Here is an 11240-nt window from a genome sequence, read left to right on the forward strand (position 1 = left end):
CATGAAGATAATATTATTTATGATATATTAAAAAATAAACAACTACTATTATCTTTGTAAAATGTAAGAATAATATATTAAATTATATGTAATAGGCTAGCTTTTACTGAATTAAAAGAAGTATGTTAGAAGTGGAGTGATAAAATGAGCAAAGTAGCTAAAGCAACTTTTTATTTGATGATAGTTACTGTAATATCTAAGATTCTTGGTATGGGTAGAGAATTAGTTTTATCGTCAATTTATGGAACAGGTTTGTATACAGAAAGTTATTTGACAGCTATGAATATACCAAATATTATATTTGCAGCAATAGGAACTGCTATAGTTACTACTTTTATACCAATGTATCAAGATATAAGTAGTAAACAAGGTGAAAAACAAGCAGTAAAATTTTTAAATAATGTCTTAAATATAATAGTTGGTATATGCATAATTGTAGCTATACTGGGTGTGATTTTTTCAAAACAACTTGTGAGTATATTTGCTATAGGATTTGAAGGCGAAAGATTTGAGCTTACTGTAAAATTTACTAAAGTACTTATAACAGGAATAATATTTATAGGTATTACTAGTGTTATGTCAGCATTTTTACAAATAAAAGAAAAATTTATCATAGTTGGATTTGGTAGTATCCCCTATAATATAGTAATAATTATTTCAATAATGATAAGTACTGTATTTGGACCATATGTACTTCCAGTTGGTGCTGTAGTTGCTATGATAGTTCAGCTACTTTTTTACATGTTTTTTGTTAAAAAAACAGATTACAAATATTCATTTTACTTAGACTTTAAAGATGATAGTCTTATAAAATTGCTGGCATTACTTTCACCAGTGTTTATAGGTGTTGCTGTTAATCAAGTAAACTCATTAGTTGATACAACTTTAGCATCAACATTGGTTAAAGGTAGTATACCAGCACTTACTTATGCAGATAGATTAAATGGATTTGTTACAGGGACATTTACAGCCTCAATAGTATCTGTTATGTATCCAATGCTATCGAAATTAAGTGCAGAGAATAATCAAAAAAAATTTACAAGTTCAGTTAAATCTAGTGTTAATATGATAATAATTTCTATGATTCCTATTTCAGTTGGGTCTATTGTTTTTGCAAATCCAGTTGTTAGAATTATATTTGAAAGAGGGGCTTTTGATGCTAGAGCAACTCAAATGACAGCAACTGCTTTAGTTTTCTATGCAGTCGGAATGACTGCCTTTGGACTTAGAGATATATTAGGTAAGGTTTTTTATTCATTACAAGATACAAAAACACCTATGATAAATGGTATTATATCTGTTTGTGTAAATATAGTGCTAGATTTAATTTTAATAAAACCTATGGCTCATGGTGGTCTTGCTCTTGCAACTAGTTCATCATCAATTGCATGTATATTGTTACTTTTCTTAAATTTAAGAAGGAAAGTAGGTTATTTTGGACAAGATAAAATAATAAAAGCGACTTTAAAATCAATAATAGCATCAGTTATTATGGGAATTTTATCATATTTTACGTATAAATTTATATTTGGACTTTTAGGAGTAGGTACACTTAACGAGTTAGTATCATTAACCATTTCAGTAGTAGTTGGAGGTGGAATTTATACATTACTAATGACAATTTTTAAAGTTGAAGAAGTTGATATGATATTAAATATTGCAAAAAGAAAGTTACATTTAAAAAAATAATTTAACTATATTAATTATATATTTAGGAGGATTTTATGAAACACATATTAAAAACAGTAGACCATACTATTTTAAAGGCTACAACGACATGGGAAGATATTAAAGTTTTATGTGATGAGGCCATAAACATGAATGTAGCATCAGTTTGTATACCGCCATCATATGTAAAAAGAGCAGCAGAATATTTAAATAGTAAAATAAAGGTATGTACAGTAATAGGATTTCCTCTAGGATATCAAACTACTGCGACAAAGGTATTTGAAGCTGAAGATGCGATTAAAAATGGAGCAGATGAAATTGATATGGTTGTAAATATTTCAGACATTAAAAATGGAGACTATGAGAAGATAGAAAATGAGATAAAAGAAATAAAAGCAATTATTGGAGATAAAATATTAAAGGTTATTATAGAAACATGTTATTTAGAGGAATGTGAAAAAGTAAAGATGTGTGAGATAGTAACAGTGTCTGGTGCAGATTTTATAAAGACATCTACTGGAATGGGAACAGGTGGAGCTACTTTAGAAGATATAAAGCTTATGAAAGAGCATGTTGGAAGAAATGTTAAGATAAAGGCTGCTGGAGGTGTTAAATCGATTTCTGATGCAGAAAAATTTATAGAGGCAGGTGCTGAAAGATTAGGTACTAGTTCAATATGTAAAATATTAAAAAATGAAAACATAACAGGTTATTAAAACTATCAATTAATAGATAAATCAATGACAATAAGACATTAGTTTAATTGTAAATTTATAGAACAAAAAGCAGAGGGAAATTTCCCTCTGTTTTTTTATTTAGTGTTGACAGAGAAAACTTTATAATATATTATAGTCTTATAGTTAATTACTTAAGTAATTAACAGACTTAGAAAGGAGGAGCCTATGAAATTAATATTAAATAATGAAGAACCCATATTTATTCAAATAGCACGAGCAATTGAAGATGAAATATTATCAGATGGAATAAAAGAAGAAGAGCAGGTTCCATCAACAACTGAACTTTCAAAGCTTTATAAAATTAATCCTGCTACAGTCTTGAAAGGAATAAATACATTAGTTGATAAGAATATTTTATATAAAAAGAGAGGAATAGGAATGTTTGTATCAGAGGGAGCAAGAAGTATAATAAAAGAAGTTAGGAAAGAAAACTTTAAAAATAATTTTATAAAGAATCTGCTTCAAGAAGCAGATAAATTAGAAATAAACAGAGAAGAATTAGTCGATATTATAATAAATTTTAAGGGGGAGTAATGTATGAGTAACTCTATTATGATAAAAAATTTATCTCATAGCTTTAAAAAACAAAAGATTTTTGATAATGTGTCTCTGAATTTTGAAGAAAATAAAATATATGGTTTATTAGGAAAAAATGGTGCTGGGAAAACTACATTATTGAATATAATAGTAAATCAATTAATTCAAAATGAAGGAGATATAGAAATTTCAGGAAAAAACATAAAAGAAGATTTAAAAGTATTGGAAGATATTTGTATTGTAAGAGAAAAAGAATTTTATAATTCAGATTTTAAAGTAGGTCAAATATTCGAGTTTTCTTCTAATTTCTATAAAAATTATGATAAGGCATTAGAAGAAAAATTATGTAAACATTTTGATTTAAATATAAAGAAAAAGTATAGACAATTGTCTAGGGGAATGAAGACTATACTTTCAAATATAATAGGAATTTGTTCCAATTCAGTAATCACTATCTTTGATGAACCAACAATTGGTCTAGATGCAGTAAATAGGCAAGAATTTTATAATGTAATCTTAGATAGTTATATAAAAAACCCAAGAACGATAATAATATCAACTCATTTAATTGATGAAATAGATGATTTATTAGAGCATGTAATAATATTAAATGAAGGTAAGATTATTATAGATGAAGATATTGATACTATAAAACAAAAAGCTCATTATATTACTGGAAGCAGAGAAGAAGTAGAAAAATTAGAAGCAATAATAAATGTAAAGCCTAAAAAATCATTTGGAAATACAGTTGCCTACTTTCACTATGGTGACTTTAGTAAAAACGATGAAAATATACTTAAAAATTCAAATATAGATGTAGGATACATAGGATTACAAGATATGTTTGTGAGTATGACTAAAAAGGAGGTTTTGTAATTGAATGAATTAAGACCATATATGAAATTTTTTAATAAAAATACAAAAACGTATATAATTTTATTTTTGGTAATAGGTGCTTTTTTAAATGTTTTACCACTTATTATTGTAAATTTTGCTAATTTACCTAAAGAAGACTTATCCTCATTTACAACTCCGCTTTTAAACTATATAAGTATACTAATATTTGTATATGGAATATCTATAGTAAATAAAGATTTTTCAGGGGCTTTAAGTATAAGGGCAGATAGAAAGAATTGTATAAAAGCTATTGTACTAACTTTAATTATTTTGGCCTTTGTTCTTTCTATTGTAAGTATAGTTTTAATCTTTTTATCAAAGTTATCTATAGAGTTTATAACAGGTTATAAGGTGGATATATTAGCTTTACTGAAACAAGATTTAATTTGGACCTCTATACCCATGATAATAAAATCATCAACAACAAATATGCCACTAGCTTACTTAAATTATTTTATAAATTTATGTATTAGTGAAGTATGTATAGGTTTGATAGGTGCTTTATTGGGTGCTTTTACGTATAGAGTTAGAAAAGCTACAAGCTTTACTCTATTGATAGGATTACCAATATTGATTCTAATTTATATAGTTAATTTTGCAATTAAACATACGCAAAAAATGCTTACATATTTAGATAAAATTATTGCTTTATTTGAAAATCCTTCTATTTTATTAGGATTAAAAGTAGGAACTATATTTATTTGTATAGTTTTAATAATATTACTACTTAGAAGAGCTCCAATCAAGGATTATGCAAATGATTTATTATAGTTTAAATAAAAATCAACTTAAAAGCAAATTTAAATATTATTAGTAAAAAGCCCTTAAAAACCATTTGTTTTGGATTTTAAGGGCCTTAATTTCATTATAAATATAAAAATTAGTTCCTAAAGTGAAATTTAAAAACTGCTACTTTAAGATAGTTTTATTAATTTTAACAAGTATCTCATTTACTAATACTTATATCTACTTTTATATTTTTTTATAAACAATATAGATATAAATATAGTTATAATTTCAGCAAATGGAACAGTAAGCCACAATCCATTTAGATGCAATATAGGAGGAAGAATTATAATTCCTATAATTACAAAAACAAAGGCACGACTAAAAGATATAATAGCTGAAATTTTTCCGTTGTGAAATGCTGTAAAAAATCCTGATGCAAATATATTTATACCAACAAATAAAAAAGCAAAAGCAAATATTTTTAGACCTTGTAAAGCCAAATCAAATACTCTATTATCAGGATTTACAAAAACTCTAACAATAAGCGGTGCAAAAACTAAAGCTACAATAAAGACTAAAATAGAAGAAACCAATATAAATTTTAAAGAATGTCTAAATGTTTCTTTTAACTTATCACTATTTTCAGCACCAAAATTATAACTTATTAATGGCGAGACTCCAGCAGCAAATCCTAGATAAACTGATGTCATCAAAAAGTGAGCATAAAGTACTATAGTCAGAGCTGCAAGTCCAGTTTCTCCTGCCAATCTTAAAGCAACTATATTAAATAAGAATGTTGTAATTCCTGTAGATAGCTCAGTAACCATTTCAGAAGAACCATTTATCATAGTATCTCTTATAAGTCTAAAATCAGTTCTTGGTTTTTTTAGTTTTAATGTAGATTTACTTGATAAGAAGTAGGCTATACCTAAAAGACAAGTTAAAATGATACCTATAGCAGTTGCAACTGCAGCACCTAGAAGACCCATTCCAAAATACTTAATAAACACATAATCTAATATTATATTTGTTACACCTCCAATTACTGATAGGAATAAACTAAATTTAGAGTTTCCATCAGTTCTTGTAAAATATTCAAATATAAATTTTAAAATATAAAAAGGTGTACATAAAATCATAACCTTACCATAGGTTATACAATAAGGTAGTAGTTTATCTGTTGCTCCAAGTAAAATAGATATTTCTTTGACAAAAAAATACGAGATTACTGTAAATAAAACTCCAATAATCAATGAAAACAAAACTATAAAAGAAAATGTAGAATTGGCTTCATCCTGTCTATTTTCCCCCATCCGTATAGAGACTATAGCTCCTCCACCAGTTGCCATCATTATTCCAAAACCACAAATAAGGTTGATTATGGGTAATACAATATTTATACTAGCAAGAGCATCTGAGCCAACTAATGTTGACACAAATATACCATCTATTATTGTGTATAAAGATATAAATACCATGGATACAATTGCAGGAGAAACAAATTTTAGAAATTCAAAAGTAGTGAATTTTCTTGTAAATAAATTTTCCATAAATTTTACCTCCTTTTATTACTCTCTATATATAATAAGGTATATAGTAACTATATAGTCAAGAAAAACTTTGTTAATACTATAAATGGCTTTAAATCAATAATAACTTATGTCAAGTAGGATTTATAGAATATCAATTAATGGACTTTTATTAAAAGAATAATCATATTATATTGAAAAAATAATTATATCTTAAGAAAATCTTTAGAAATATATGTATATAATCTTAAGTTTTACAGTTTATCATATGTATAAGATTTTGTTTGATAAGAAATATATTTTAGTAACCATATATCTTCAATATAGTTTTATTTAGGTTGGCTATTATTTATTAAATACAATAACTATAGTATAGAGGATAGGTTACTTTTATTTCAATCAACAATTTTATATATTATATAGGTATTAGGAGTGTGAAGTATGAAAAGGTTTTTTATATTAGTTATAGGGTGTGTTTTTGCTTTAGGTATACTTTCTGGTTGTAGTAAAAAAGAGTCTAAGCCTATAGACACAAGCGAAAAAAACAGTGAATGGTTCTCTAATCTAGAAACAAAAGATGTAGATGGAAATAAGGTAACAAAGGAGGTATTTTCAAGTAAAGACCTTACACTTATTAATGTTTGGACTACTTGGTGTGGTCCATGTGTAGGTGAAATGCCAGAACTTGAAGCTTTATCAAAAGAATATGAAAGTAACAATTCAAATATAGCTATAAAGGGATTAGTTGTAGAAGTTGATGGAGCTGATATGAAAACTGGTCTTTCAGACAAAGAGAGAGACTTAGTTAAAGATATTATGAAAAAATCAAGTGCTACCTATCAACAATTAACAGTATCTGAAGGTTTGAAAAAGACTGATTTTAAAAGAATTGTAGAGTTTCCGACAACTTATTTTGTAGACAAGAATGGAAAATTTGTAGGTGATAAAGTTGCAGGTGCAAATAGCAAAGAAGAATGGAAAAAAATTATAGACGAAAAATTAAAGATGGTAAAAAGTAATGAGTAACTTTATTAAAGAAAATAAAAAAGGTATTTCTATTATTGTAATTGGTATTTCATTTATTATATTGGGCGTATATCGTGGAGAAGCAAATATAGTATTAACTAAAGCAATTATGATTTGCCTTGAATGTATTGGTATTGGTTAGGAGAGTAATCATGAAGTTATTATCAAAAATAAATAATAATATAAGACTTATTACTCAGGTTGCATTTACAGCATTAACAAATGGATATATAAATGGTTTTTTGCAAGGGACTATTTATGGTGGAGAAAGCAAAAACTTGTGTGTACCTGGATTAAATTGTTATTCTTGTCCAGGGGCACTAGGGGCATGTCCGATAGGTTCACTACAAGCCGTTTTATCAAGCAGGGATTATAAGTTTTCATTTTATGTTGTGGGTTTTTTAATGGTGTTTGGAGCCTTTTTTGGACGTTTTATTTGTGGGTGGCTTTGTCCTTTTGGACTTATTCAAGATTTATTATATAAGATACCATTTCCATTAAAAGTAAAAAAAGTTTATGGTGATAAATATTTAAAATATCTAAAATACATAGTCTTAATAGGTTTTGTAATTGTCTTACCAATTACTATTGTAAATGTAGCCAGTGGTGGCAATCCTTGGTTTTGTAAGTGGATTTGTCCATCAGGAACATTATTAGGTGGTATACCTCTTATTTTAGAAAATGGAAGTTTAAAAGAATCCATAGGATTCTTATTTAGCTGGAAATTAAGTATTTTGATATTAATTTTGTTAATGTCAATAGTGATTTATAGACCATTTTGTAGATACTTATGTCCTTTAGGTGCAATTTATAGTTTCTTTAATCCTATTTCAATATATAAATTTAAAATTGATAAAGATAAATGTACAAATTGCACAGCATGTCAGTCAAAATGTAAACTTGATATTCCAATATATGAAGATGTAAATAGTTTAGAATGTATTAGATGTGGTGATTGTATAAAAGCTTGCCCTCAAAATGCAATCACTACAACTTTTTCGAAAAATATAAAAAATAAATCAATATTTTAAAAAAAATGTAAGGAGAAATAATTTAATGAAGAAGATTACTATATGTATTATGATGTTTGCAATCTCAGTATTAGTATTAACTGGGTGTAATAATGACAATAAAATAAAAAGTGAAGTAGATAATATGTTTAATGCAATAAAGACGCAAGACTCTGATAAAGTAGATAAATATTTTCCAAAATCAGGGCTAGGTAGTTTTATATATAGCGACAAAGAAGGATTTAAAATGTATTCTAAGAATATGTCTTGGAAAATCGAAAATATAAAGAAAAAAGATGATAAAGTTATTGTAGATTTAAAAGTTAATAATACAGATATGGTTTCCATATTAAAAAAGAATCCTCCTAAATTAGGAGAAATGATGCCTAATCCAACTATGGAGGACATTGATTCTGCAAATAAAAAAGAGTTTACAATTGCTTTAGAAATTGTTAAGTCTGGAGATAATTATATATGTAAAGCTAGTCCTGAGTTTGCAATGAAACTTTTAAATGTAATTACTGGAGGAGGGACAGATTATCTAGCTGAATACAATAAGGATTATTTTAGAAAAATTGATGAAGAACAAAAAAATTAAATTTCTAAATAAAATACACTGAATAATTTATTAAAATTGTAATAAGAATTATATGAATAAAGTTTTGTTTAAATCTCATAATTAGCATGAAATAAAAAGGCATAGTATTAAATTATAAAAAGATGCTGATAAAGAGCGTGATTGACAATATAAACATTTAATGACTTATATAAAAATTAAAATAATTAAGTACGTGATATAAATGATACAATAAAAATGGCACTTAATTATAAGTGCCATTTTTATTGTATCATTTATATTATATATCAGGATTTATGTAAGTATTTTTTATATGTTACAAATATATTATAGTATTTTAAAAAATTAAGTATTATAGTAATTATAGGTTTTAAATTTTGAGTTTTAGATTTGGTACATGGTATAAAGGATGGTTCATATATTTTTTATAATTAGAACGAAGAATAAAATTATGTGTAGCTATGCATATTTGTTCTCCAATGTCATTGTTTAGTTCAATTCCCAATTCTTTACTTGCCTCTTTAGGGAATCCAATATGACCTTCGTTTTTAATTGCATTGATAACTTTTTGAATGTTCATCATTTCATTATCTTGAATAGATATATCAGGGCGTTCTTGGTAATTATCATTTACTAATTCGGGATATAGCGCTAACATATTTGATGTCTCAATCCAACCTGCATGAAAATCGTTTGGAAACATTTTGATTTTTTCTTCAATGGAATTAGAAAGCTTTCTCAAGATTCCCTTTTGTTCACAATTAAAAATTGAACCCATGGGTGCAATAGAAATTATGCCATGTTCTTTATTGATTAATTCACATGCCTGTTCCACAGCAATGGTATGTAGTGGGTCAGCATGAGCAGATATAACAATGATATTTCTAACACCCCATTTGACTATATTTTCTAATGTACTGTAAATTATTTTGTAAATCAATTCACGATTAACATGAATATTACCTGGGAAAGTTCCCATGTCTGCAAATCCGAAAGGTATGATAGGAAGTTTACCATAACAATAGCTAGGTAAAATTGAGTCTAGTTTCTCAATAGCAAGGTTAATCCATTCATCTGTTTCATAAATATCTACTCCTATTGGTAAATGTCTACCATGTTCTTCAATTGGAGCTATACCAACAAATACTACTAATTTCTCTTTGCCTAAGTTTAAAATATCTTCCCATGAAAGAGTAAGTAAGTTATAATTCATAATCTTGAACCTCCAGAAAATTTATTTTATTATTGATGCTATTTTGTTATTGATATAATAATTAATAGTGCTGTTTATATACAATAGTTTATATAAAGAGTACTATATATAAATACTAGTGTCAAGAAAGAAATAAATATGATTTTAAAACAATGACGATTCTTTTAATAATTGTTAAGTGAAAAAGTTAATGTTTATAAATTTACTTCAATATTTTTTAACTTAAAAAAGAGTAAGTGTAATATGAAAGATTTAATTGTATATGAAACAATTAATGGTGCTAGAAAAATGGATAATAAGTTGTATTGAAAAAGTAGTAATATGTAAGAAAAAATTGTTTGTAGTGTTACAGAAAAAGGAGAATAAGAGTTATTAAATATTATAGAAAACTTAAGGATAACATAAAAGTGATAGAACGAAAATTCTGTATAGAATTTTCGCTCTATCACTTTTGTAAGTAAACTATGTAATATTATTTTATTATTTATGTAATTGATTTTGTATATAGGTCTATTTTATAGACCAAGGTTTTCTCCAACTAATATTACTTTTATCTTATTTGCTGGACGGCTAATTCTTGTAGTTACCATATATGCACAGCTACTTTCAGGACTTTTACAATCTATACAACTACCATTAATGTAACAAGGAGTATTAACATCTTGAAAACGCTGTACAACTGCTGGTGCAGCAATTGTTCTAGCTCTTTGCATTGCATCATCAACATTTTTTACAATCTTATTCATGCCAGCAACAACTATAACACTTTTTGGACCAAAAATCATTGCAGCTACACGATTTCCATTTCCATCAATATTGAAAAGTTGCCCATCTTCACTAATAGCATTGCTACTCATTAAAAAAGTATCACATAAAAGTGCTTGACGCATGATTTCTGTTCTTTCTTCTGGGCTTTTTGCCAAATCTCTATCAATAACTTTATTTCCTTTATTTTTAACAGCAATTTGTACTCCCATTTCTTTAAGAGTTTCAGAACCTCCCCATGAGACTGTATGATTTTGAGGAATTAAATCTAAAATTTGTTGTAAAGCATCGTTTTTAGTTTTACAGTAATAAGCATCAAAATAGCGTTTTTTAAGAGCTGTAACGATGTTTGGGCCTAACTTATCATAACGTTTTTCTAAAGGTGTTTGTCTTATCATACTAAAATCACTCCCGTATTTAAATTTTAATACTTTAACTATTATACTAGTTAAATTTATTTAACATATTATTGTTAAATAAATTAAGATAAAAAAATCATTCTAGAAAAATTAGCTTATATAAAACTGATTTTATTATTAATATTTTTCTAAA

Annotated in this window: 12 protein-coding genes; 9 read left to right on the top strand and 3 right to left on the bottom strand. The window is 26.6% G+C overall.

Annotated features, from left to right (window positions below; all coding sequences use genetic code 11):
• The first annotated feature begins 144 nt into the window (after positions 1-144).
• The 5 genes from murJ (at position 145) to KGF50_RS17485 (ending at position 4610) form a co-directional block, all read left to right on the top strand.
• Entirely contained in the window at positions 145-1689 is a 1545-nt protein-coding gene (murJ, locus tag KGF50_RS17465; RefSeq protein WP_227849244.1) for a murein biosynthesis integral membrane protein MurJ, read from the top strand.
• A 35-nt stretch (positions 1690-1724) separates the two neighbouring features.
• Complete coding sequence (gene deoC, locus KGF50_RS17470; RefSeq protein WP_227849245.1) at positions 1725-2384, top strand: deoxyribose-phosphate aldolase; 660 nt, start codon at positions 1725-1727, stop codon at positions 2382-2384.
• A 186-nt stretch (positions 2385-2570) separates the two neighbouring features.
• A complete protein-coding gene (locus tag KGF50_RS17475) occupies positions 2571-2939 on the top strand; it encodes a GntR family transcriptional regulator (protein WP_227432872.1) in 369 nt (122 codons plus the stop codon).
• A 3-nt stretch (positions 2940-2942) separates the two neighbouring features.
• Positions 2943-3818 carry an ABC transporter ATP-binding protein gene (locus KGF50_RS17480; RefSeq protein WP_227849246.1) on the top strand — a complete coding sequence of 292 codons (876 nt, stop codon included), beginning with the start codon at positions 2943-2945 and terminating at the stop codon, positions 3816-3818.
• A complete protein-coding gene (locus tag KGF50_RS17485) occupies positions 3819-4610 on the top strand; it encodes an ABC transporter permease (protein WP_227849247.1) in 792 nt (263 codons plus the stop codon).
• Positions 4611-4792: 182 nt separating this feature from the next.
• Here the strand turns inward: KGF50_RS17485 and KGF50_RS17490 are convergent, their stop codons facing one another.
• Positions 4793-6118: an MATE family efflux transporter gene (locus KGF50_RS17490; RefSeq protein WP_227849248.1), complete on the bottom strand. Its 1326-nt coding sequence runs from the start codon at positions 6116-6118 to the stop codon at positions 4793-4795.
• A 420-nt stretch (positions 6119-6538) separates the two neighbouring features.
• Between KGF50_RS17490 and KGF50_RS17495 the strand changes: the two genes are divergently transcribed.
• From KGF50_RS17495 to KGF50_RS17510, 4 genes are read left to right on the top strand one after another with little or no spacing between them, the layout of a single operon-like run.
• Complete coding sequence (locus KGF50_RS17495) at positions 6539-7123, top strand: TlpA disulfide reductase family protein (RefSeq protein ID WP_227849249.1); 585 nt, start codon at positions 6539-6541, stop codon at positions 7121-7123.
• Positions 7116-7265 carry a CD1871A family CXXC motif-containing protein gene (locus tag KGF50_RS17500; protein ID WP_227849250.1) on the top strand — a complete coding sequence of 50 codons (150 nt, stop codon included), beginning with the start codon at positions 7116-7118 and terminating at the stop codon, positions 7263-7265. Before KGF50_RS17495 ends, KGF50_RS17500 begins: the two co-directional genes overlap by 8 nt.
• Positions 7266-7275: 10 nt before the next feature.
• Positions 7276-8154: a 4Fe-4S binding protein gene (locus tag KGF50_RS17505; RefSeq protein WP_227849251.1), complete on the top strand. Its 879-nt coding sequence runs from the start codon at positions 7276-7278 to the stop codon at positions 8152-8154.
• 25 nt (positions 8155-8179) lie between these two features.
• Positions 8180-8731, top strand: a complete 552-nt coding sequence (locus tag KGF50_RS17510; RefSeq protein WP_227849252.1) for a hypothetical protein — start codon at positions 8180-8182, stop codon at positions 8729-8731.
• Between the two features lie 349 nt (positions 8732-9080).
• Here KGF50_RS17510 and KGF50_RS17515 read toward each other — a convergent pair whose 3' ends face one another.
• Both KGF50_RS17515 and KGF50_RS17520 read right to left on the bottom strand, forming a co-directional pair.
• Positions 9081-9923, bottom strand: coding sequence for a creatininase family protein (locus tag KGF50_RS17515; protein WP_227849253.1), 843 nt, complete (start codon positions 9921-9923; stop codon positions 9081-9083).
• A gap of 515 nt (positions 9924-10438) precedes the next feature.
• Positions 10439-11086, bottom strand: a complete 648-nt coding sequence (locus KGF50_RS17520; protein WP_227849254.1) for a lactate utilization protein — start codon at positions 11084-11086, stop codon at positions 10439-10441.
• Between the last annotated feature and the right edge of the window lie 154 nt (positions 11087-11240).

This window comes from Clostridioides sp. ZZV15-6598 (assembly GCF_020657705.1).
In the GTDB taxonomy this organism is placed as follows: Bacteria; Bacillota; Clostridia; order Peptostreptococcales; family Peptostreptococcaceae; genus Clostridioides; species Clostridioides difficile_F.

Coding starts and splice junctions, on each gene's coding strand:
- KGF50_RS17495 (WP_227849249.1), top strand. CDS start 6,539: ATGAAAAGGTTTTTTATATTAGTTATAGGGTGTGTTTTTGCTTTAGGT.
- KGF50_RS17505 (WP_227849251.1), top strand. CDS start 7,276: ATGAAGTTATTATCAAAAATAAATAATAATATAAGACTTATTACTCAG.
- KGF50_RS17500 (WP_227849250.1), top strand. CDS start 7,116: ATGAGTAACTTTATTAAAGAAAATAAAAAAGGTATTTCTATTATTGTA.
- KGF50_RS17515 (WP_227849253.1), bottom strand. CDS start 9,923: ATGAATTATAACTTACTTACTCTTTCATGGGAAGATATTTTAAACTTA.
- KGF50_RS17490 (WP_227849248.1), bottom strand. CDS start 6,118: ATGGAAAATTTATTTACAAGAAAATTCACTACTTTTGAATTTCTAAAA.
- deoC (WP_227849245.1), top strand. CDS start 1,725: ATGAAACACATATTAAAAACAGTAGACCATACTATTTTAAAGGCTACA.
- KGF50_RS17480 (WP_227849246.1), top strand. CDS start 2,943: ATGAGTAACTCTATTATGATAAAAAATTTATCTCATAGCTTTAAAAAA.
- KGF50_RS17510 (WP_227849252.1), top strand. CDS start 8,180: ATGAAGAAGATTACTATATGTATTATGATGTTTGCAATCTCAGTATTA.
- murJ (WP_227849244.1), top strand. CDS start 145: ATGAGCAAAGTAGCTAAAGCAACTTTTTATTTGATGATAGTTACTGTA.
- KGF50_RS17475 (WP_227432872.1), top strand. CDS start 2,571: ATGAAATTAATATTAAATAATGAAGAACCCATATTTATTCAAATAGCA.
- KGF50_RS17520 (WP_227849254.1), bottom strand. CDS start 11,086: ATGATAAGACAAACACCTTTAGAAAAACGTTATGATAAGTTAGGCCCA.